Source organism: Mycolicibacterium celeriflavum (genome assembly GCF_010731795.1).
Lineage (GTDB): Bacteria > Actinomycetota > Actinomycetes > Mycobacteriales > Mycobacteriaceae > Mycobacterium > Mycobacterium celeriflavum.
The window spans coordinates 2,744,658-2,766,353 of sequence record NZ_AP022591.1 but is presented as its reverse complement, the minus strand read 5'-3'; the positions used below and the strand labels follow the sequence as shown (position 1 = coordinate 2,766,353).

General features: G+C 68.3%; 25 protein-coding genes. 21 read left to right on the top strand and 4 right to left on the bottom strand.

What is annotated here, in order from left to right:
- The first annotated feature begins 176 nt into the window (after window positions 1–176).
- From G6N18_RS13505 to regX, 8 genes are all read left to right on the top strand, one after another.
- Window positions 177–1,487 (top strand): ROK family protein, encoded by a 1,311-nt coding sequence (locus G6N18_RS13505; protein ID WP_083006121.1) that lies wholly within the window; start codon window positions 177–179, stop codon window positions 1,485–1,487.
- A 42-nt stretch (window positions 1,488–1,529) separates the two neighbouring features.
- Window positions 1,530–1,799 (top strand): type II toxin-antitoxin system Phd/YefM family antitoxin, encoded by a 270-nt coding sequence (locus G6N18_RS13500; RefSeq protein WP_067223919.1) that lies wholly within the window; start codon window positions 1,530–1,532, stop codon window positions 1,797–1,799.
- A complete protein-coding gene (locus tag G6N18_RS13495) occupies window positions 1,756–2,238 on the top strand; it encodes a type II toxin-antitoxin system VapC family toxin (RefSeq protein ID WP_234806242.1) in 483 nt (160 codons plus the stop codon). The genes G6N18_RS13500 and G6N18_RS13495 overlap by 44 nt, the downstream gene beginning before the upstream one ends.
- A 45-nt stretch (window positions 2,239–2,283) precedes the next feature.
- On the top strand, window positions 2,284–3,624 hold the full coding sequence (gene mshA, locus G6N18_RS13490) for a D-inositol-3-phosphate glycosyltransferase (protein ID WP_407663518.1): 1,341 nt from the start codon (window positions 2,284–2,286) through the stop codon (window positions 3,622–3,624).
- Complete coding sequence (locus G6N18_RS13485) at window positions 3,621–4,127, top strand: type III secretion system chaperone family protein (protein WP_067223929.1); 507 nt, start codon at window positions 3,621–3,623, stop codon at window positions 4,125–4,127. Before mshA ends, G6N18_RS13485 begins: the two co-directional genes overlap by 4 nt.
- Window positions 4,128–4,247: 120 nt before the next feature.
- Window positions 4,248–4,997, top strand: a complete 750-nt coding sequence (locus G6N18_RS13480) for a phosphoglyceromutase (protein WP_067223932.1) — start codon at window positions 4,248–4,250, stop codon at window positions 4,995–4,997.
- Between the two features lie 130 nt (window positions 4,998–5,127).
- The gene (locus G6N18_RS13475) at window positions 5,128–6,312 is read left to right on the top strand and encodes a sensor histidine kinase (RefSeq protein ID WP_083006115.1); all 1,185 of its coding nucleotides are present in this window, start codon (window positions 5,128–5,130) and stop codon (window positions 6,310–6,312) included.
- The gene (gene regX, locus G6N18_RS13470; protein WP_067223938.1) at window positions 6,309–6,995 is read left to right on the top strand and encodes a two-component sensory transduction protein RegX; all 687 of its coding nucleotides are present in this window, start codon (window positions 6,309–6,311) and stop codon (window positions 6,993–6,995) included. The genes G6N18_RS13475 and regX overlap by 4 nt, the downstream gene beginning before the upstream one ends.
- A 9-nt stretch (window positions 6,996–7,004) precedes the next feature.
- Here the strand turns inward: regX and G6N18_RS13465 are convergent, their stop codons facing one another.
- Window positions 7,005–7,298, bottom strand: a complete 294-nt coding sequence (locus tag G6N18_RS13465) for a YciI family protein (RefSeq protein ID WP_172800336.1) — start codon at window positions 7,296–7,298, stop codon at window positions 7,005–7,007.
- Window positions 7,295–8,071 carry a DUF3109 family protein gene (locus tag G6N18_RS13460; RefSeq protein WP_067223944.1) on the bottom strand — a complete coding sequence of 259 codons (777 nt, stop codon included), beginning with the start codon at window positions 8,069–8,071 and terminating at the stop codon, window positions 7,295–7,297. Before G6N18_RS13460 ends, G6N18_RS13465 begins: the two co-directional genes overlap by 4 nt.
- Before the next feature lie 33 nt (window positions 8,072–8,104).
- Between G6N18_RS13460 and G6N18_RS13455 the strand changes: the two genes are divergently transcribed.
- The 9 genes from G6N18_RS13455 (at window position 8,105) to G6N18_RS13415 (ending at window position 15,779) form a co-directional block, all read left to right on the top strand.
- Window positions 8,105–9,127 (top strand): Ppx/GppA family phosphatase, encoded by a 1,023-nt coding sequence (locus G6N18_RS13455; RefSeq protein ID WP_067223946.1) that lies wholly within the window; start codon window positions 8,105–8,107, stop codon window positions 9,125–9,127.
- 26 nt (window positions 9,128–9,153) lie between these two features.
- A complete protein-coding gene (locus G6N18_RS13450) occupies window positions 9,154–10,269 on the top strand; it encodes an Rv0497 family membrane protein (RefSeq protein ID WP_083006113.1) in 1,116 nt (371 codons plus the stop codon).
- A 15-nt stretch (window positions 10,270–10,284) separates the two neighbouring features.
- Window positions 10,285–11,130 carry a sugar phosphate isomerase/epimerase family protein gene (locus G6N18_RS13445; protein WP_067223953.1) on the top strand — a complete coding sequence of 282 codons (846 nt, stop codon included), beginning with the start codon at window positions 10,285–10,287 and terminating at the stop codon, window positions 11,128–11,130.
- A 24-nt stretch (window positions 11,131–11,154) separates the two neighbouring features.
- A complete protein-coding gene (locus tag G6N18_RS13440) occupies window positions 11,155–11,967 on the top strand; it encodes a thioesterase family protein (protein WP_083006111.1) in 813 nt (270 codons plus the stop codon).
- A gap of 82 nt (window positions 11,968–12,049) precedes the next feature.
- Complete coding sequence (gene proC, locus G6N18_RS13435) at window positions 12,050–12,931, top strand: pyrroline-5-carboxylate reductase (RefSeq protein WP_109749565.1); 882 nt, start codon at window positions 12,050–12,052, stop codon at window positions 12,929–12,931.
- 127 nt (window positions 12,932–13,058) lie between these two features.
- Window positions 13,059–13,319 carry a helix-turn-helix domain-containing protein gene (locus tag G6N18_RS13430; protein WP_067223964.1) on the top strand — a complete coding sequence of 87 codons (261 nt, stop codon included), beginning with the start codon at window positions 13,059–13,061 and terminating at the stop codon, window positions 13,317–13,319.
- A gap of 121 nt (window positions 13,320–13,440) precedes the next feature.
- The gene (locus G6N18_RS13425) at window positions 13,441–13,542 is read left to right on the top strand and encodes a 30S ribosomal protein bS22 (RefSeq protein WP_003402602.1); all 102 of its coding nucleotides are present in this window, start codon (window positions 13,441–13,443) and stop codon (window positions 13,540–13,542) included.
- Between the two features lie 31 nt (window positions 13,543–13,573).
- Complete coding sequence (locus G6N18_RS13420) at window positions 13,574–14,674, top strand: SDR family oxidoreductase (protein ID WP_067223967.1); 1,101 nt, start codon at window positions 13,574–13,576, stop codon at window positions 14,672–14,674.
- Between the two features lie 37 nt (window positions 14,675–14,711).
- Entirely contained in the window at window positions 14,712–15,779 is a 1,068-nt protein-coding gene (locus tag G6N18_RS13415; protein ID WP_067223972.1) for a lysophospholipid acyltransferase family protein, read from the top strand.
- A gap of 23 nt (window positions 15,780–15,802) precedes the next feature.
- On the opposite strand, the gene G6N18_RS13410 is transcribed toward G6N18_RS13415, so the two are convergent.
- Together G6N18_RS13410 and G6N18_RS13405 are read right to left on the bottom strand one after the other, a co-directional pair.
- Window positions 15,803–16,342, bottom strand: coding sequence for an FAS1-like dehydratase domain-containing protein (locus G6N18_RS13410; RefSeq protein ID WP_067223975.1), 540 nt, complete (start codon window positions 16,340–16,342; stop codon window positions 15,803–15,805).
- A 50-nt stretch (window positions 16,343–16,392) separates the two neighbouring features.
- Window positions 16,393–17,310 (bottom strand): HAD family hydrolase, encoded by a 918-nt coding sequence (locus tag G6N18_RS13405; protein ID WP_083006109.1) that lies wholly within the window; start codon window positions 17,308–17,310, stop codon window positions 16,393–16,395.
- A 39-nt stretch (window positions 17,311–17,349) separates the two neighbouring features.
- Between G6N18_RS13405 and G6N18_RS13400 the strand changes: the two genes are divergently transcribed.
- The 4 genes from G6N18_RS13400 to G6N18_RS13385 all read left to right on the top strand — a co-directional run bounded on the left by G6N18_RS13400 (window position 17,350) and on the right by G6N18_RS13385 (window position 21,681).
- Complete coding sequence (locus tag G6N18_RS13400; RefSeq protein WP_083006107.1) at window positions 17,350–17,604, top strand: glutaredoxin family protein; 255 nt, start codon at window positions 17,350–17,352, stop codon at window positions 17,602–17,604.
- A gap of 72 nt (window positions 17,605–17,676) precedes the next feature.
- On the top strand, window positions 17,677–19,020 hold the full coding sequence (locus G6N18_RS13395) for a glutamyl-tRNA reductase (RefSeq protein WP_083006105.1): 1,344 nt from the start codon (window positions 17,677–17,679) through the stop codon (window positions 19,018–19,020).
- A gap of 3 nt (window positions 19,021–19,023) precedes the next feature.
- Window positions 19,024–19,956: a hydroxymethylbilane synthase gene (gene hemC / locus G6N18_RS13390; RefSeq protein ID WP_083006103.1), complete on the top strand. Its 933-nt coding sequence runs from the start codon at window positions 19,024–19,026 to the stop codon at window positions 19,954–19,956.
- Window positions 19,957–20,010: 54 nt separating this feature from the next.
- Window positions 20,011–21,681, top strand: a complete 1,671-nt coding sequence (locus tag G6N18_RS13385; protein WP_083006101.1) for a bifunctional uroporphyrinogen-III C-methyltransferase/uroporphyrinogen-III synthase — start codon at window positions 20,011–20,013, stop codon at window positions 21,679–21,681.
- Window positions 21,682–21,696 lie beyond the last annotated feature (15 nt).

Below are 21,696 nucleotides of genomic sequence, written 5' to 3'. Positions count from 1 at the left end.
AACTTTAGTTGGCGTGCTAAGTTCGTCGTGTGCTGTCCCATCAGGCCTGTTCGCGCCGTGCGTGTTGTTGTCGCGCACTTCGCCGCGCCTGACTGATCCGGAGACAATTCCTGTCCTGCTGAGTCCTCAGGTGTGGCCCCAGAACCCACCGGCCGACTTCCCATAAGGACAAGCAGATGCGCACTACCGTCACCACCACTCTTCCCGCGAAGCCGTCGGTTCGCAGTGCCCAGCACGCCAAGCGCGCGCTGTTGGCCCGCCGGCACGTCGTCGCGCCGGCACTGAAGGTGGCCGACGCGGCCGCCGCGTCGGTGTTCGGTGCGGCCCGACTGCGCGGGCCCATCGCCCGTGACGCCATCGCTCAGGTCACCGGCCTGAGCATCGCGACCGTCAACCGTCAGGTCACCGCGCTGCTCGAGGCCGGTGTGCTGCGCGAACGCGCCGACCTCGCGGTTTCCGGCGCGATCGGCCGACCCCGCGTGCCCGTGGAGGTCAATCACGAACCGTTCCTCACGCTGGGGATCCACATCGGCGCCCGCAGCCTTAGCATCGTGGCCGCCGACCTCTTCGGTCGCACCCTCGACGTCGTCGAGACACCTACGCCGCGGGCTCCGCAGGCTGCCGCGCTGGCGTCGCTGGCCGACAGCGCCCGCCGCTACCTCGGCCGCTGGCATCGGCGCCGCCCGCTGTGGGTGGGTGTCGCGGCCGGCGGCGTGGTCGACAGCGCGACCGGTTACCTCGACCATCCGCGGCTCGGCTGGTCCGAGGCGCCGGTCGGGCCGGTACTCGCCGAGGCGCTCGGCCTGCCGGTGTCGGTCGCCTCGCACGTGGACGCGATGGCGGGCGCCGAACTGCTGCTCGGGGGGCGCAGGCAACCGTCGGACACGTCGACGAGCCTGTACGTCTACGCCCGCGAGACCGTCGGCTACGCGTTGTCGATCGGCGGCCGGGTGCACTCACCGGCCAGCGGACCCGGCACCATCGCCGCGCTGCCCGCCCACTCCGAACTACTCGGCGGCACAGGGCAACTGGAGTCCACGGTCAGCGACGAAGCGGTGCTGATCGCCGCCCGCAAGGCGCGCATTCTCCCCGCCGAGGGGCCCGCATCGACGATGCCGGCGCTGTTCAAGCTCGCCCGGCAGGGCGGCCGGCCCGCGCAGCAACTGCTGGCCGAACGTGCGCGGGTGCTGGGGGAGGCCGTCGCGCTGCTGCGCGACATGCTCAATCCTGACGACCTGATCGTCGGCGGCCAGGCTTTCACCGAATATCCCGAGGGCATGAGCGTCGTGGAAGCCGCGTTCGCGCAGCGCTCGGTGATGCCCGCACGCGAGATCCGGCTGACCGTCTTCGGGAACCGGGTTCAGGAGGCCGGTGCGGGTGTGGTGTCGCTCGGCGGCCTGTACGCCGACCCGATCGGCGCCATGCGCCGGGCGCAGCGCCGTCGACCAGGGCGACCGCCTGAGGGACACACAGATTCGACCGAATAGCACTCTGTAGCACGCCATGCCACAGGCCTGTATTCTGCTGTTATGGCCGCTAACCCCGAGATCACTCAGCGGGACCTGCGCAATCGGTCCAAGGAGATCATGGATGCCGTCCAGGATGGCCGGTCTTTCACGGTCACTCGCGATGGTCACCGAATCGCCGAACTGATCCCACTGCGTCGCCGGCGTAGGTTCGTCACCCGAGAGCAGTTCGCCGCCACGTCGCGGATCGCTCCGGCGATCGACGTCGAAGCTTTCCGCGCTGACCAGGATGCTGCGCTCGATCACGCGCCGAGCAGTCCCTATGACAGATGACGTACCTGCAGCCGGCCTGCTTGACACGAACATTCTCATTCTGCGCGCGCACATCGACCCGGCCGAGTTGCCCACGCAGATGGCGATCAGCGCGATCACGTTGGCAGAACTGTCGGCCGGACCGCATGAAGTACGCGGCGCCGAAGAACAAAGTAGCTACGACCCGCACGAGGAGCGCGCCCGCCGGCTCGATCTACTCCAAAGGGCGGAAAGTGAATTCGATCCCATTCCGTTCGACGCCGAAGCAGCACGCGTCTACGGGCGCGTGTGCGCGGCGGTAGTGGCAGTCGGCCGCAAACCGCGCCGACGATTCGCCGATCTGATGATCGCCGCGACAGGCATCGTCGAAGGTCTGCCACTTTTCACCACCAACCCCGCCGATTACAACGGCCTCGAGCGGCTACTGAGGGTCGTTCCTGTGACTCGACCCCGCTCCTGAGGTCCAAATTTCGTCGGCACTCTTGCTGGCCCAAGAAGCCACTGCGTGACGGGGCCTTCGCGGGCGCGGTGTAGACATGACTGTGTGCGCCCAGCAACGGAACTGCCCCGACGCGTAGCCGTGCTGTCGGTGCACACCTCGCCACTGGCCCAGCCCGGCACCGGCGATGCCGGCGGCATGAACGTCTACGTGCTGCAGAGTGCGCTGCAGATGGCTCGCCGCGGTGTGGCGGTCGAGATCTTCACCCGCGCGACCTCGTCGTCTGACCCGCCGACCGTGCGGGTGGCGCCCGGTGTGCTGGTGCGCAACGTGGTGGCCGGGCCGTTCGAGGGGCTGGACAAGTACGACCTGCCCACGCAGTTGTGCGCCTTCACCGCGGGGGTGCTGCGCGCCGAGGCGACGCACGAACCCGGCTACTACGACATCGTGCACTCGCACTATTGGTTGTCCGGTCAGGTCGGCTGGCTGGCCCGCGACCGCTGGGCCGTCCCGCTGGTGCACACCGCGCACACACTGGCCGCGGTCAAGAACGCCGCGCTGGCCGACGGCGACTCGCCCGAACCGCCGCTGCGCGCGGTCGGTGAGCAGCAGGTCGTCGACGAAGCGGACCGATTGATCGTCAACACCGAACATGAAGCCCAGGAACTGATTTCGCTGCACAATGCGGACCCGGCACGGATCGACGTCGTACACCCTGGCGTCGATCTGGAGGTGTTCACGCCGGGGGATCGGAAAGCCGCGCGCGCCGCGCTGGGACTGGCCGCCGACGAACCGATCGTCGCATTCGTGGGCCGCATCCAGCCGCTGAAGGCGCCCGACGTCGCATTGCGCGCCGTCGCCAAGCTGCCGGGCGTGCGCGTGGTGATCGCGGGCGGGCCATCCGGCAGCGGACTGCAGGCGCCCGACGGGCTGGTTCGGCTGGCCGACGATCTGGGTATTTCGGATCGGGTGACATTCCTGCCGCCGCAGTCGCGCGAACAGCTGGTCAACGTGTACCGCGCCGCGGATCTGGTGGCGGTGCCCAGCTATTCGGAGTCCTTTGGACTGGTCGCCGTAGAAGCGCAGGCGTGCGGCACGCCGGTGGTGGCCGCGGCGGTCGGTGGGCTGCCGGTCGCGGTGCGCGACGGCGTCACCGGGACCCTGGTCGACGGCCACGACGACGGCGACTGGGCGCACGCCATCGGCGATCTGCTGCAACGGGCCGACGCCATGAGGCCCGCCGCGATCGCCCACGCCGCCACGTTCTCGTGGTCACGCACCGTCGATGCGCTGCTGGCCAGCTACGGGCGTGCGATCGGCGATTACCGGGCGCGGCAGCGGTCACGCGACGGCGGCGCGCGCCGCACCGGACGGCGGTTCAGCCGCCGCCGGGGGGTGCGGGCATGAGCACCGACGCGGCGAAGGTCATCGAGGAAGCGTGCAAGGAGAACGGCCTGGTCTGCACGCGGCACGAAGGCGCGCACGGCGGGTTGCCCGGCATCATCGTCGAACTGCCCGGCGAGCGACGGTTGAAGACCAACACGATCCTGTCCATCGGCGAACATTCGGTGCGGATCGAGGCGTTCGTCTGCCGCAAACCCGACGAGAACCACGAGGGCGTGTACCGGTTCCTGCTCAAGCGCAACCGCCGGCTCTACGGGGTGGCCTACACACTCGACAACGTCGGCGACATCTATCTCGTCGGCCGGATGTCGTTGGAATCGGTCACTTCCGAGGAGGTCGACCGCGTGCTCGGCCAGGTGCTCGAAGCCGTCGACAATGACTTCAACACGTTGCTGGAGTTGGGCTTTCGATCGTCTATCCAGAAAGAATGGGAGTGGCGGGTGTCGCGCGGCGAGTCGTTGAAGAACCTGCAGGCGTTCGCCCACCTGATCGAAGACGACGACTGACTCTTCGCCCTCATCCTCGCCCAAACCTACGTTTTGGCGGGTTTTTCCGACCGGATACCGCCTTTTCGTCGGTTTCGGTACGGGCAGAGGTCGATCCGTCCGTCGTGAGAAGATTCCGGCATGGGTGACTGCACGCTGATCCTGCTTCGCCACGGCGAGAGCGACTGGAACGAGAAGAACCTGTTCACCGGGTGGGTCGACGTCGATCTGACGGAGAAGGGTCGCGCCGAAGCAGTGCGGGCAGGCGAGTTGATCAAGGAGCTCGACCGCCAACCCGACGTGCTCTACACCTCGTTGCTGCGCCGCGCGATCACCACCGCCAACCTGGCCTTGGACAAGGCCGATCGGCACTGGATTCCGGTGCACCGCGACTGGCGGCTCAACGAGCGGCATTACGGCGCGCTGCAAGGGCTGAACAAGGCCGAGACCAAGGAGAAGTTCGGCGAGGAGCAGTTCATGGCGTGGCGACGCAGCTACGACACCCCGCCGCCGCCGATCGAGCCCGGCAGCACCTACAGCCAGGACGGCGACCCGCGCTACGCCGACGTGCCCGGCGGTCCGCCGCGCACCGAGTGCCTCAAGGACGTGGTCGAGCGGTTCGTGCCGTACTACACCGAGACCATCGAACCGGACCTGCGCGCGGGTAAGACCGTGCTGATCGCCGCGCACGGCAACTCGCTGCGTGCGCTGGTCAAGTACCTCGACGGCATGTCCGACGAGGACGTCGTCGGGCTCAACATCCCGACCGGCATCCCGCTGCGGTACGACCTGGACTCCGATCTCAAGCCGACCGTCATCGGCGGCACGTACCTGGATCCCGAAGCCGCGGCCGCGGGCGCCGCCGCCGTCGCATCCCAAGGCGCGAAATAGGGCGACGACGGCGAACAACGGGTTAACAGGGGAAGGCCGGGGCCCGAATTTCCTTCTTTCCTTGTGTGACTTGTCCCGATTCGGCCGCACGCTGCTGGGATGACGTTCACCGGATGCGTACGATTTCCGCGTGAGTGTCGTTTCGGCACTGCTGCTCGCAGCGGTGGTCGCACTGCTCGCTCTGGTGACCGGTGTGGCACTTGGAGCGGGGTTGGCGCCCCGCCTGAGGGAACATCGGCAGCGTCGGGCCAGCGCGCAGGCCGGCATCACCGTCTCGCAGATGCTCTCCCACATCGCGTCGCGGTCACCCACGGGAATCGTGGTGGTCGACCACTTCCGTGACGTCGTGTACGCCAACGACCGGGCCCGTGAGCTGGGCCTGGTCTCCGACCGGCTGCTCGACGAGCGGGCCTGGCGCGCCGCCGAGCGCACGCTGACCACCGGCGAACCCACCGAAGTCGACCTCGCGGCGCACAAGCGGGTCAACCCCGGCCGGTCCGGGCTCTCGGTGCGTGGCCACGTCCGGTTGCTGACCGAACAGGATCGCCGGTTCGCGGTCGTCTACGTCGACGACCAGTCCGAGCACGCCCGGATGGAAGCCACCCGCCGCGACTTCGTGGCCAACGTCAGCCACGAACTCAAGACCCCGGTCGGTGCGATGGGCGTGCTGGCCGAGGCGCTGCTCGCGTCGGCCGACGACCCCGCCACCGTGCGTCGGTTCGCCGAGAAGATGGTGGCCGAGTCCAACCGGCTGGCCAACATGGTCGGCGAGTTGATCGAGCTGTCCCGGCTGCAGGGTGCCGAGGCCCTGCCGGTCCTCGACGCCGTCGACGTCGACACCGTGGTAGCCGAGGCGTTGTCCCGGCACAAGGTGCCCGCCGACAACGCCGACATCAGGATCACCACCGACGCACCGACCGGTTTCCGCGCACTGGGCGACCAGTCGCTGCTGGTGACCGCGATCGCGAACCTGGTGTCCAACGCGATCGCCTACTCGCCGCACGGGTCGTCGGTCTCGATCAGCCGCAGGCGGCGCGGAGCCGACATCGAGATCGCGGTCACCGACCGCGGTATCGGCATCGCCCGCGAGGACCAGGAGCGGGTGTTCGAGCGGTTCTTCCGCGTCGACAAGGCGCGCTCCCGGGCCACCGGCGGCACCGGGTTGGGGTTGGCGATCGTCAAGCACGTCGCGGCCAACCACAACGGAAGCATCCGGCTGTGGAGTCAGCCGGGTACGGGATCGACGTTCACGCTGTCGATTCCGGCCTACCCCGATCATGAATCGGACGAACGAGAGGACCAGCGAGACCAATGACCAGTGTGCTGATCGTGGAGGACGAGGAGTCCTTGGCCGATCCCCTGGCCTTTCTGCTTCGCAAGGAGGGGTTCGAGGCCACCGTCGTCACCGACGGGCCGACCGCCCTCGCCGAGTTCGAACGCGCCGGCGCCGACATCGTGCTGCTCGACTTGATGCTGCCCGGGATGAGCGGGACGGACGTGTGCAAGCAATTGCGTTCGCGCTCAAGCGTTCCGGTGATCATGGTGACCGCTCGCGACAGCGAGATCGACAAGGTGGTCGGGCTGGAACTCGGCGCCGACGACTATGTCACCAAGCCGTACTCGGCGCGTGAGCTGATCGCTCGTATCCGTGCGGTGCTGCGGCGCGGCGCCGACAACGACGACGTCGGACTCAGCGACAGCGTGCTGGAGGCCGGACCCGTCCGGATGGACGTCGAGCGCCACGTGGTGTCGGTGAACGGTGAGCCGATCACGTTGCCGCTCAAGGAGTTCGATCTGCTAGAGTATCTGATGCGCAACAGCGGCCGGGTGCTGACCCGCGGCCAGCTGATCGACCGGGTGTGGGGCGCCGACTATGTGGGCGACACCAAAACCCTTGACGTGCACGTCAAGCGGCTTCGGTCGAAGATCGAGGCGGATCCTGCGAACCCGGTGCACCTGGTTACCGTCCGCGGCCTCGGTTACAAGCTCGAGGGCTGAAATCACCCGTCAACCCGTCGTGCCGCCCATGATCTCGAACACGTCGAATGTGTTGACACCGGCGGTGACCGACGGGTCGCGCTCGGCGATCGCGAGCACCTCGGCGCGATCGGTGGCGCGTAGCACGCCCATCCCCCAGACACCTTCGGGGTCGGCGACCGGGCCGTAGACGACGACGCGACCGTCGGCCAGCAGTTGCTGCCAGTACTCCTGATGCGCCGCCATGGCCTGCTGCTCGGCGGGTGTCATGGTCTGGGCGAAATCCGCTCGCGGCGGGATCAGCCGGAACAGGAACAGGTTCATCCGGCCAGGCGGGTGGCGGGGTGCACGGCGATCAGCCCTAAACCGCTGCGCCGCTTGCACATCGCCGCGAGCTCCGCATACGCCTTCTCGCCCAGCAGCTCGGTCAGCTCGGGCCCGTAGGACTCCCACACCTGCTTGCTGCCGACGTGCGCGTTCGGATCGCCGGTGCAGTACCAGTGCAGATCCTCACCGCCTTCGCCCCAGCCGCGACGGTCGTACTCGGTGATCCAGGTCTTGAGGACTTCCGTCCCGTCGGGCCGCTCCACCCACTCCTGCGTGCGCCGGATCGGCAGCTGCCAGCACACGTCGGGCTTCATCGTCAACGGTTCGACACCCAGCTTGAGCGCCTTGCTGTGCAGTGCGCAGCCGATGCCACCGGCAAAGCCGGGCCGGTTGAGGAAGATGCAGGCGCCCTTGTACTTTCGGGTACGCAGGTTGGGCTTGTCGTCGTACTCGTCCATCTCCAGGTAGCCCTTCTTGCCGAGCCCCTTCTCACGGAACTGCCAGTCCTCGTCGGTCAGCGTCTTGACCGCGTCGTCCAGGCGGGCGATGTCGTCCTTGTCGGACAGGAACGCGCCGTGCGAACAGCAGCCGTCATCCGGACGACCCTCGACCGTGCCCTGGCAGGCCGGTGTGCCGAACACACACGTCCAGCGGGAGCACAGCCACGTCAGATCGGCAGCGATCAGATGCTCGGGATTGTCCGGGTCGTAGAACTCGACCCACTCACGGGCGAAATCGAGTTCGACCTCGCCAGGATGCGATGCGCTCACGGTAATCAACGGTAGACCGATTAAGTTGAAGGTGTGCGATTAGGCGTGCTCGACGTGGGCAGCAATACCGTTCACCTCTTGGTGGTGGACGCACGGCGTGGCGGCCATCCGACACCGATGAGTTCCACCAAGGCCTCGCTGCGGCTCGCCGAGGCGATCGACAGCTCCGGCAAGCTGACCCGCAAGGGCGCGGACAAACTGATCGGCACCATCGACGAGTTCGCCAAGATCGCCACCAGTTCCGGTTGCTCGGAGCTGATGGCGTTCGCCACCTCGGCGGTGCGCGACGCCAAGAACTCCGAGGAGTTGCTCGCCCGGGTGCTCGCCGAGACGGGGGTGTCGCTGCGCGTGCTCGCCGGTGTCGACGAGTCGAGGTTGACGTTTCTGGCCGTGCGGCGCTGGTACGGGTGGAGCGCCGGACGCATCATCAACATCGACATCGGCGGCGGGTCGCTCGAGCTGTCCAACGGCGTCGACGAGGAGCCGGAGGTGGCGCTGTCGCTCCCGCTCGGCGCGGGCCGGCTCACCCGCGAATGGCTGCCCGACGACCCCCCGGGCCGCCGGCGGGTCGCGATGCTGCGCGACTGGCTGGCCACCGAAGTGGCCGACGCCGGTGCCGAGCTGCTCAAAGCCGGCACCCCGGACCTGGCTGTTGCGACGTCGAAGACGTTCCGCTCGCTGGCCCGGTTGACGGGCGCGGCGCCGTCCGGAGCGGGTCCGCGGGTCAAACGGACGCTGACGGCCACCGGGTTAAGGCAGCTCATAGCATTCATCTCTAGGATGACCGCGGCCGACCGAGCGGAATTGGAAGGGGTGAGTGCCGAACGGGCGCCACAGATCGTGGCCGGCGCGTTGGTCGCTGAGGCGAGCATGAACGCCCTGGCCGTCGAGACCGTGGACATCTGCCCCTGGGCGTTGCGGGAAGGGCTGATTCTGCGGAGACTCGACAGCGAAGCCGACGGCAGCGGCCTCGTCGGTGCCGACGATCCCACGACCGTCGGCGGCGCTGACAATCCGGCCTCAGTACAGACGTTTTTGCGCAATGCTGGACGATAGGTGACGAAGGCCGAAGGCAATACACCATGACAGGACCAGAAGACGACCACAGCAACACGCGACCCATCTCGGTCGCGGAGTTGCTGGCGCGCAACGGCACGATCGGTGCGCCGCCTATCGGCGGTCGGCGCCGCCGTCGCCGCGGGGACACCGACTCGATCACCGTCGCCGAACTGACCGGCGAAATCCCGATCGTCCGCGATGACGACGACGCACCCGCGACCGGGCGGTCGGCCGCCGCGGTGGTCGACGCCCCAGCCGAGGCCGAGGAAGAAGTCGTCGCAGCCGCCGAAGCCGAAGCAGTCGAAGCCGAGCCCGAACCCCTCGAGGCCGCCGATCCCGAACCCGCCGCCGAGGCCGCGGCCAGCAACGGCGCCGTTGACCACGTCGACGAGGTGCAGCCAGCCGCCGACGACGTCGAGACCGAAGCGGAGACCGCCGACGAGCAGGACGAGTACGCCGACGCGGTCGCCGACTACCAGACCCACGTCGAGCAACGCGAAACCGACGAAGACCTGGACTTCTTCGCCCCGCCGCGCCGCTCGCACTTCGCTCGGCGCCGGTTCGGTCTGGGCGGGCGCAGCGGGGCGGGAGCGGGAACCGACACCGGAGTGGGCGCCGAGCAGATGAGCCCGGATCCGCTCGACTGGTCCGATCCCAAGGCCGACGAGGAGGACGCCGCCGAAGCCGCCGTCGACCTCGTCGAACCGGAGGGCGACGACCGCGAGGACCTGCCGTCGTACCTGCGTTCCCGGGATAGCGACAGTGCGCTGTTCGGCGGTCCGGGCGTCGCCGACGAGGAAGTTCGGCGCGACAACGACCTGGGTCCGGAGGACATCGACCTCGAGGACGATGCCGACGTCGCGCCCTCGGGACCGATGTCGGCGTTCCTGCGCGGCGCGTGGGTCGTCGCCCAGTGCGTGATCGCGGTCGCTTTCGGGGCGGGCCTGTTCATCGCGTTCGATCAGCTGTGGAAGTGGAACAGCATCATCGCGCTGGTGCTCGGCGTGTTGGTGATTCTCGGCCTGGTGGTCGGAGTGCGTGTGGTGCGTAAGACCGAGGACATCGGCAGCACGCTGATCGCCGTCGCAGTCGGGGCGATGGTCACGTTCGGACCGCTGGCACTGATGCAGGCGGGCTGAGGCGCCCAATAACTCGTGCGCCCAGCCATCAAGGTCGGTCTGTCGACGGCCTCGGTCTACCCGCTGAGAACCGAGGCGGCCTTCGAGTACGCGGCCCGGCTGGGCTACGACGGCGTCGAGCTGATGGTGTGGGCCGAAACGGTCAGCCAGGATGTGGAAGCCGTCGCGGGGCTGTCCGAGAAATACAACATGCCCGTGCTGTCGGTGCATGCGCCGTGCCTGCTCATCTCGCAGCGTGTGTGGGGTGCCAACCCGATCCCGAAACTCGAACGCAGTGTGCGCGCGGCAGAGCAGTTGGGCGCCCAGACCGTCGTCGTACATCCGCCGTTCCGGTGGCAGCGCCGCTACGCCGAAGGCTTCGCTGAGCAGGTTGCCGAGCTCGAGGCGTCCAGCGACGTGCTGGTCGCCGTCGAGAACATGTTCCCGTTTCGGGCCGACCGGTTCTTCGGCGCGGGCCAGACCTCGATCGAGCGGATGCGCAAACGTGGCGGCAGGCCGGGGCCGGGCATCTCGGCCTTCGCACCGTCCTACGATCCGCTCGACGGCAACCACGCCCACTACACGCTGGACCTGTCGCACACCGCGACCGCGGGCTCCGATGCGATCGAGATGGCCCGTCGGATGGGAGACGGGCTGGTGCACCTGCACTTGTGCGACGGCAGCGGCGCCTCGACCGACGAACATCTGGTGCCGGGCCGCGGCACGCAGCCGACGGTGGAGGTCTGCGAGATGCTGGCCGCGAGCGACTTCACCGGGCATGTGATCCTTGAGGTGACCACGTCGGGCGCACGGACCGCCGCCGAACGCGAGGCGTTGCTGGTGGAGTCGTTGCAGTTCGCCCGCGCGCACCTGTTGCGCTGACCTCAGCTCGCGAAGGACCACCAGATGACCGGCTCCACCCTGTTCACCGACGCCATGGCGCTCACCGACGCCGGTGACGGCGTGTATCACGGTGAGCTGAACGAACATTGGACGATCGGGCCGAAGGTGCACGGCGGCGCGATGCTGGCGCTGTGCGCAAATGCGGCGCGAACGGAGCACGCAGGAGGGGACGTTCAGCCGATCGCGGTGTCCGGAAACTTCCTGTGGGCGCCGGACCCCGGCCCGATGCAACTCGTCACCACGGTCCGCAAGCGCGGACGTCGCATCAGCCTGATCGACGTCGAACTCAACCAGGGCGAGCGAACGGCCGTGCGGGCCTCGATCACGCTCGGCGACCCGGAGCATCACGTGGCGCCGCTGCTGTCGGTCAATCCCGTGATTCCGCTGATGCAACCCGAGCCGCCGCCCGGTCTGGAGCCGATCGGTGAAGGACATCCGATGGCGGACATCGTGCACCTCGCACACGGCTGCGACATCCGGCCCTCGTTGACCACGATGCAGCCGCGATCTGACGGCGGACCACCGGTCATCGAGTACTGGGTGCGGCCCAAGGGCGTTGCTCCGGATGTGCTGTTCGCGCTGCTGTGCGGCGACGTGTCGGCGCCGGTGACCTTCGGTGTGAACCGGTTCGGCTGGGCGCCGACGGTCCAGTTGACCGCGTATCTGCGCACCCTGCCCGCCGACGGCTGGCTGCGGGTGCTCTGCACGACGGTGGAGATCGGCCAGGACTGGTTCGACGAGGACCACATCGTCGTCGACTGTGAGGGCCGAATCGTGGTGCAGAGCCGACAACTCGCGATGGTGCCGCAGCCCTAAAGCGTGTCGAACAACTCGGCTGAGCGTTCGGCTGCGGGTGGCCGAACGCGTCCCTGCCCGCTCGTCTGCAATGCTTTCCGGCATGGCCAGAATCGCGATCGTCGGCGGGGGAAGTATCGGTGAGGCACTCCTGTCCGGGCTGCTGCGCGCCGGGCGACAGGTCAAGGACCTGGTGGTGGCGGAGAAGGATCCGGCCCGGGCGAAACACCTCGCCGAGACGTATTCGGTGTTGGTGACGACGGTGTCCAACGCGGTGGACAACGCCGGCTACGTCATCGTGGCCGTCAAGCCCGCCGACGTGGAGGGGCTCGTCGAGGAGATCGTCGATGCGGCGTCCCATGCCGAAAGCGATACGACCGAACAGGTTTTCGTGACGGTCGCCGCCGGCGTCACCACCGCCTACTACGAGAACAAGCTGCCGGCCGGGGCGCCGGTGATCCGCGTCATGCCCAACGCCCCGATCGTCGTCGGCGGGGGAGTCAGTGCGCTCTCGGCCGGCCGGTTCGCCACCGCGGAGCAGATGAAGGAGGTCTCGGGAATCTTCGACGCGGTCGGTGGAGTGCTGACAGTGCCCGAGTCCCAACTCGACGCGGTAACCGCGCTCTCGGGTTCCGGGCCGGCCTACTTCTTCCTGATGGTCGAGGCGCTCATCGACGCGGGCGTCGCCGCGGGATTGTCCCGCGCGGTGGCCACCGACCTGGTCGCGCACACGATGGCGGGATCGGCTGCGATGCTGCTGGACCGCCTCGACCGGGCCGCCTCGGCCGGCGGAGCGGCGGGGCCGTCGTCGGGAATCGCGATGGACACCACGCCCGCGCAACTGCGCGCGACCGTTACCTCGCCCGGGGGAACCACCGCGGCTGGTCTGCGGGAACTCGAACGCAGTGGTTTGCGGGCGGCGGTCGCCGAAGCGGTCGAGGCCGCGAAAAGGCGCTCTGAGCAGCTCGGAATTACATCGGAGTAATTCGTTTAATTACCCACACCCGTCGCAGTAACACCATCTGCCACGCTATTCTCCTGGTGTAAGCACGGGTCGGTGCCAGCGGTGGGGAAGCCGCTGGGACTGCCCGTGCCTGAATGATTGGGTTGCGATGACGTCTATGAACGGGCCATCCGCGCGGGATTCGGCCAGTGGAAAGTCGGCTCGGGACGCCGGATCCGACGGTCAACAGCCACGAGCTCAATTTCTCACCGTCGCCGAAGTGGCGAGCCTGATGCGGGTCAGCAAGATGACGGTCTACCGGCTGGTCCACAACGGGGAACTGCCCGCCGTCCGCGTCGGCCGTTCGTTCCGCGTGCACGCCAAGGCTGTTCACGACATGCTGGAGAGCTCGTACTTCGACGCAGGCTGATTTCCGCGCGCGTGCCCGCACCCGCGGTCAGGCGCGTTTCGCGGTTGCCTGCGCAGCCCGGTAAAGTGGCCGGGTCAGTCAACAATGCTTGTTCGGCAAGTAGTCACAGGTAGCGGAGTTCATGGGTTCAGTCATCAAGAAGCGGCGCAAGCGCATGTCGAAGAAGAAGCACCGCAAGCTGCTTCGTCGCACCCGGGTCCAGCGCAGAAAACTCGGCAAGTAATCTCCGCGCGCGGTCGTTAGGCTGACCGGTCATGGACTCCGAGGGTCGTTCCACTGGGCACGCCAACGGGTCTGACTCGCGCGACGCCGTGCACTATCCCAAGATCGTCCTGGTCACCGGGGCGTGCCGGTTCCTCGGCGGATATCTGACGGCCCGGCTGGCGCAGAACCCGTTGATCAATCACGTGATCGCCGTCGACGCGATCGCGCCGAGCAAGGACCTGCTGCGGCGGATGGGCCGCGCAGAGTTCGTCCGCGCCGACATCCGGAACCCGTTCATCGCGAAGGTCATTCGCAACGGCGACGTCGACACCGTGGTGCACGCGGCCGCGGCGTCCTATGCGCCGCGCTCCGGTGGGCGCGCGGCGCTCAAGGAGCTCAACGTGATGGGCGCGATCCAGCTGTTCGCGGCCTGTCAGAAGGCGCCGTCGGTGCAGCGCGTCGTGCTCAAGTCCACGTCGGAGGTGTACGGCTCGAGCGCACGCGACCCGGTGCTGTTCACCGAGGACACCAGCGCTCGACGCCCGCCGGGGGAAGGTTTCGCCCGCGACAGCATCGACATCGAGGGTTACGCGCGTGGGCTGGGGCGGCGCCGGCCTGACATCGCGGTCACCATCCTGCGGCTGGCCAACATGATCGGTCCGGCGATGGACACCGCGCTGTCGCGCTACCTCGCAGGTCCGCTGGTGCCGACCGTCGTCGGGCACGACGCCCGGTTGCAGCTGCTGCACGAGCAGGACGCGCTCGGGGCGCTCGAACGGGCGACGATGGCGGGCAAGTCGGGCACCTACAACATCGGGGCGTCCGGCATCATCATGATGAGCCAGGCGATCCGGCGGGCCGGCCGGATCCCGCTTCCCGTGCCTCGATCGGCGCTGTGGGCGGTGGATTCGCTGAGGCGCGCGACTCGCTACACTGAACTCGATCGCGAGCAATTGGACTACCTGAGTTATGGCCGAGTCATGGACACATCGCGAATGCGAAACGAACTCGGCTACAACCCCAAGTGGACCACCGTGGAAGCCTTCGACGATTACGTCCGGGGCCGCGGATTGACTCCGATCGTCGACCCGCGGTGGGTACGCTCAATGGAGAGCCGCGCCGTTGCTGCGGCGCAACGGTGGGGGCGCTAGGCTCATCAACTGATCGGGTGGGGAGAAGGTAACGACAGTGGCGGGCGAGTCCAAGGCGAAAGTCATTCCGCTGCACGCGAATTCGGGCCGTGCGGCGGCACAACGGCGCAACGCCGCGCGCACGCAGGGCTCCCGCCGACATCCCTCGCAGGCCTCGGATCCGCTCGGCCGCGCCTCCGCCGAGGACATCGCCGCCGTCGTCCGTGAGATCGACGACCGCAGGGCAGGCGCCGCCGGTGCCCCGACCGCCGACGAGACGCCCACCGAACTCGCCAAGCGGATAGCCGCAGTCGCCGAATTCGTCCGCAAGCGGATGATGGGCGATTACCTCGTCGACGAATTCGGATTCGACGCACATCTCAACAACGCAATCTTTTTGCCTTTGCTGAGAGTGTTCTTCAAGTCGTGGTTCCGCGTCGAGGTCAGCGGTGTCGAGCATCTGCCCGAGACCGGTGCCGCGCTGGTGGTCGCCAACCACGCCGGGGTCCTGCCGTTCGACGGGTTGATGGCCTCGGTGGCGGTGCACGACCACCACCCGGCGCACCGGGACCTGCGCCTGCTGGCCGCCGACATGGTCTTCGACCTGCCGATGGTCGGTCAGGCCGCGCGCAAGGCCGGCCACACGATGGCCTGCACCGCCGATGCGCACCGCCTGCTGGCCGCCGGCGAGCTGACCGCGGTTTTCCCGGAGGGCTACAAGGGCCTGGGCAAGCACTTCAAGGACCGCTACAAGCTGCAGCGCTTCGGTCGCGGGGGCTTCGTCTCGGCCGCGCTGCGCACCAAGGCGCCCATCGTGCCGTGCTCGATCGTCGGCTCCGAGGAGATCTATCCGATGATCGGCGACGTCAAGCTGCTGGCCCGGCTGTTGGGCCTGCCGTACTTCCCGATCACGCCGTTCTTCCCGCTCGCGGGCGCCGCGGGGATGGTCCCGCTGCCGTCGAAGTGGCACATCCAGTTCGGCGAGCCGATCGAGACGGCCGAGTACGACGAGACGGCCGCCGACGACCCGATGATCACGTTCGAGCTCACCGACCAGGTGCGCGAGACCATCCAGCAGACGCTGTACCAACTGCTCGCGCAGCGCCGCAACATGTTCCTCGGCTGAGCGTTGCTCCGCGACGAAAGTTGCTAGCCGTTCGAAGTGCTTTGCTTGGCAATCATTTTCGCGATCGCCTGATCGCGGGCGGCGGCGATGCGCTCGCTCACCTCGTCGGCCTCGGTGTCGGACTGCGCCTCGCCCATCACGGTGACGATGCTCGTCAGGACCGGGTTCCCGTCGGCGTCGGTGACCTCGCCGCGAACTTCGGTGACGACCGCCCCGTGTGATTCGGTCACCGAGTCGAGGTAGGAGTCGAAGAACAGTTTGTCGCCGGCCACGATCGGGCGGTGGAAGGTGATCTTCTGGTCGCGGTGCAGCACCCGCTCCATGTTGATCGGCACGTCGAACTGGTTGAAGATCTCGAGCTGGACACGGCGACCGGCGACCGCGAGGAACGTCAACGGCGCAATCAACGAGTCATAACCGCATTCCTTGGCGGCCTCTTCGCTGAAGTGGGCCGGGTGCTCGTCTTTGACCGCGCGGGCGAACTCTCGGATCTTCTCCCGGTCGACCTCGAAGTAATCGGGGTAGCGGTAGTGAGTGCCGATGATGTTCTCAGCGATAGCCATACACGGTCTCTTCTGGTCGGAGTCAGCGGCGCGAGCCTATCAGCGGGTCGTCAGCGGCCGTCCTGGCGACGGGACACGACGGCCGCCAACGCCCCACCCGCCGCGCCCAGGGCGAGCGCCGAAGGCACGCCGATGCGCGCGGCCTTGCGGGCGGTGCGGAAATCGCGGATTTCCCAGCCTCGCTCACGGGCGACATCGCGCAGGTCCGCGTCGGGGTTGATCGCCACCGCGGTGCCGACCAGCGACAGCATCGGCACGTCGTTGAAGCTGTCCGAGTAGGCCGTGCAACGACGCAGGTTGAGCCCTTCGCGGATGGCCAGCGATCGCACCGCATGGGCCTTGCCGGTGCCGTGCAGGATGTCGCCGACCAGGCGTCCGGTGAACACCCCGTCGACGGACTCCGCGACGGTGCCCAACGCCCCGGTCAGGCCCAGCCGCTTGGCGATCGTCGCGGCCAGTTCGTACGGCGTCGCGGTGACGAGCCACACCTGCTGGCCGGCGTCGAGATGCATCTGCGCCAGCGCACGGGTGCCCGGCCAGATCTTGTCGGCGATGATCTCGTCGTAGATCTCCTCGCCGACGGCCATCAGCTCGGCCGTCGACCTGCCCTCGATGAACGCCAGCGCCTTGCGACGCCCGGCGGCGACGTCGTCGCTGTTCTCGCGGCCGGTCAGCTGGAACTTGGCCTGCGCGTAGAGGAACTTCGCGACGTCGCCGTAGGTGAAGTACTTGCGGGCGGCCAGCCCGCGGGCGAAGTGAATCAGCGATGAGCCCTGCACCAGCGTGTTGTCGACGTCGAAGAACGCCGCCGCGGTCAGGTCGGGCGGCGGCGGCGACGGGGTCGTGGGCGCCTCGAGAACCAGACCGGTGACGGCCTGCTCGGCGCTCGCCTCACCGGCGCGCTGCTGATTGGCGGCAGAGGCTGGTCCCGCCAACTGCTCGCCTTCGACGCGACCGGACTCGGACACGCAATCAACCCTAAGTCACGTTGGCGCGATACTTGTCGAGTGGACCGGCAGGTGGAGTTGCTGACGCGTGACGGCTGCACGATCTGCCGACGGGTCGCCGACCAGCTCGCCGGGCTCGCCGACGAACTGGGCTTCGCGCTGGTCATCACCGACGTCGACGCGGCAGCCGCGGCCGGCGAGCCCGCGCTGCGCGCGGAGTTCGGTGATCGTTTGCCGGTGGTGCTGCTCGACGGCGCCGAGCACAGTTACTGGGAGGTCGACGAGCCCCGGCTGCGTGCCGACCTGGCGCAGTGACTGCGGCTTCCCCGCGCGAATTTGGTCGCCTAACTGTTCACCGGCTACCGTGGATGACGTGGTGATTAAGCCGTGAGCGTGCTGCTTTTCGGGGTTTCGCACCGCAGCGCGCCGGTGTCGGTGCTCGAACAACTGAGCACCGATGAATCCGATCAGGCAAAGATCGTCGACAAGGTGCTGCAGTCCTCCCTCGTCACCGAGGCGATGGTGCTGTCCACCTGCAACCGGGTCGAGGTCTACGCCGTCGTCGAGGCGTTCCACGGCGGGTTGTCGGTCATCGGCCAGGTGCTCTCCGAGCACTCCGGTATGGGCCTGGGCGACCTCACCAAATACGCCTACGTGCGATACGCCGAAGCCGCCGTCGAGCACCTGTTCGCCGTCGCGTCCGGGCTGGACTCCGCCGTCATCGGAGAACAGCAGGTGCTCGGCCAGGTGCGGCGCGCCTATGCGACCGCCGAAGCCAACCACACCGTGGGCCGCACGCTGCACGAACTGTCGCAGCGGGCGTTGTCGGTCGGCAAGCGGGTGCACACGGAGACCGGGATCGACGCCGCCGGCGCCTCGGTGGTGTCGGTGGCGCTCGGCATGGCCGAGAACAAGCTCGGCTCGCTGGCGGGCCGCACCGCGGTGGTGATCGGCGCGGGCGCGATGGGCTCGCTGGCCGCCAAGCACCTGACACGCGCCGGCCTCGATCGCATCCACATCGTGAACCGGAGCCTGCCGAGGGCCAAGCGGCTCGCCGCGAACATCCGCGACCTGGGCGTCGAGGCCCATGCCTTCCCGTTCGACCATCTGCCGCCGCTGCTCACCGACGCCGACGTGGTCATCAGCTGCACCGGCGCGGTGCGGCCCGTGGTCTCCCTGGCCGACGTGCACCGTGGCCTGGCGCACGGGCAAGAACTCAAGCAGCTGGTGATCTGCGATCTCGGCATGCCACGCGACGTCGATCCCGCGGTGGCGGGGCTGCCCGGCGTCTACGTCGTCGACATGGAGCGCATCCAACGTGAGCCGTCGGCCCGCGCCGCCGCCTCCGACGCCGAAGCCGCCCGCGCAATCGTCGCCGCCGAGGTCGCCAACTATCTGGCCGGCCAGCGAATGGCCGAGGTCACCCCGACCGTCACCGCGTTGCGCCAGCGCGCCGCCGACGTGGTCGAGGCCGAACTGCTCCGGCTGGACAACCGGCTGCCGGGGCTGGACGCGACCCACCGCGACGAGGTCGCCAAGACCGTGCGCCGGGTGGTCGACAAACTTCTGCACGCCCCGACGGTGCGGGTCAAACAGCTGGCCAGCGCGCCCGGCGGCGACAGCTACGCCGAAGCCCTGCGCGAGCTGTTCGAGCTCGACCAGCAGGCCGTCGATGCCGTCGCTGGACCCGAAATGCCTTTGATCGCACCAGATCTCGACAAGGCCGAGTAGCGCTTGACCGCAATTCGGATAGGCACCCGGGCCAGTCTGCTGGCGATGACCCAGGCCGGCGCGATCAGAGATGCGCTCATCGCCAACGGGCACGCCGCAGAACTGGTCACCATCTCCACCGAGGGCGACCGCAACCAGGGCCCCATCGCCGACATCGGCGTCGGGGTGTTCACCGCCGCCCTGCGGGAGGCCATCCACGACGGCCGGGTGGACGCCGCGGTGCACTCCTACAAAGATCTACCGACCGCGCATGACCCGCGCTTCGTCATCGCCGCAGTTCCTCCGCGCGAAGACCCGCGGGATGCGCTGGTCGCCCGTGACGGCATGGTGCTCGGCGAGTTGCCTGCGGGTTCGGTGGTCGGCACGTCGAGCCCGCGACGGGCCGCGCAGCTTAGAGCACTGGGTCTCGGTTTGGAAATCCGCCCCCTAAGAGGCAACCTGGATACCAGGTTGAACAGGGTTAGCAACGGTGATCTCGACGGCATCGTAGTCGCACGGGCGGGACTGGCTCGCATCGGGCGACTGGCCGATGTCACCGAGACGCTCGAGCCGGTGCAGATGTTGCCAGCGCCGGCTCAAGGTGCGCTCGCGGTCGAGTGCCGCGCAGACGACACCGAGCTTGCCGCGCTGCTGGCGGAGTTGGACGACGCCGACACGCGCGCGGCAGTCACCGCTGAACGGGCCCTGCTCGCCCGACTGGAGGCGGGTTGTTCCGCACCGGTGGGCGCGATCGCGGAGGTGGTCGAGTCCATCGATGAGGACGGCAACGTCTTCGAAGAGGTGTCGCTACGCGGCTGCGTGGCGGCGCTGAACGGATCCGACGTGATCCGCGCGTCCGGTGTCGGCACTCCCGACCGGGCCCGGGAGTTGGGGCTCTCGGTGGCCGAGGAGCTGTTCGACCTCGGGGCGCGCGAGCTCATGGCGGACGCCAACTGAAGCAGTTGAGCTGCGATGAGCGTTGAGCGAAGAGCAGAGAGATGAGTGACTGAGATGACAGGCCAGACCAGCGGGCGGGGGCGCAAGCCGAAGCCGGGCCGCATCACGTTCGTCGGTTCGGGTCCCGGTGACCCCGGACTGCTGACGACGCGGGCCCGCACCGTGCTCGGCAACGCCGCCCTGGTGTTCACCGATCCCGACGTGCCGGAGGCGGTGCTGGCCCTGGTGGGTAGCGAGCTGCCGCCCCCGTCGGGCCCCGAGCCCGCGACGGAAGCGCAGGCCGACGGCGACACCGCGGGCAACGACGCGTCGACCATCCCGGGCGGACCCGACATTCGATCGGCCGTCGGCGATCCGGCCGAGGTGGCCAAGACCCTGATCGCCGAGGCCCGCACGGGCGTCGACGTGGTGCGGCTGGTCGCCGGGGATCCACTGTCGGTGGACGCGGTGATCAGCGAGGTGTCGGCGCTGGCGAAGTCGCATCTGAACTTCGAGATCGTGCCGGGCCTACCGGACACCACCGCGGTGCCCACGTACGCGGGCCTGCCGCTGGGATCGGCCCACACCGTGGCCGACGTCCGCGACCCGCACGTCGACTGGGCGGCGTTGGCCGCCGCTCCGGGGCCGCTGATCCTGCACGCCACGGCGACCCACCTGGCCGATGCGGCGCGCACGCTGATCGAGTACGGGCTGACCTCCACCACGCCGGTGGTGGTGACGGCCGGCGGCACGACGTGCCAGCAGCGTTCGGTCGAGACGACGTTGGCCGGGCTGCTCGACAAGGCGGTGCTGGACAAGCCGGCGGGCATCGAGCCGGCCGGCCCGTTGGCCGGTCCGCTGGTCGTGACCATCGGCAAGACGGTGGCCAACCGCGCCAAGCTGAACTGGTGGGAGAGCCGCGCACTGTACGGCTGGACCGTGCTGGTGCCGCGCACCAAGGACCAGGCCGGCGAGATGAGCGACAAGCTGGAGGGTCACGGGGCGCTTCCCATCGAGGTGCCCACCATCGCGGTGGAACCGCCGCGCAGCCCCGCGCAGATGGAGCGTGCGGTCAAGGGTCTGGTCGACGGCCGATTCCAGTGGGTGGTGTTCACCTCCACCAATGCGGTCCGCGCGGTGTGGGAGAAGTTCAACGAGTTCGGTCTCGACGCGCGGGCCTTCTCGGGGGTGAAGATCGCCTGCGTCGGCCAGGCCACCGCCGACCGGGTGCGGGCGTTCGGCATCAACCCCGAACTGGTGCCCGCCGGTGAGCAGTCGTCGCTCGGCTTGCTCGACGAATTCCCGCCGTATGACGACGTTTTCGATCCGGTTAACCGCGTGCTGCTGCCGCGTGCCGACATCGCCACCGAGACGCTGGCCGAGGGCCTGCGCGAACGTGGTTGGGAGATCGAGGATGTCACGGCGTACCGCACGGTTCGCGCGGCACCGCCACCCGCGCACACCCGCGAAATGATCAAGACCGGTGGCTTCGACGCGGTCTGCTTCACCTCGAGCTCGACGGTTCGCAACCTGGTCGGCATCGCGGGCAAACCGCACGCGCGGACCATCGTCGCGTGCATCGGGCCCAAAACCGCCGAGACCGCAGCCGAATTCGGCCTGCGGGTGGATGTGCAGCCCGAAGTCGCCGCCGTCGGCCCGCTGGTGGAGGCGCTCGCCGAACACGCCGCCCGGTTGCGCGCCGAGGGTGCACTGCCGCCGCCGCGTAAGAAGAGCCGGCGTCGCTGACCGCGAGGAGCCAGT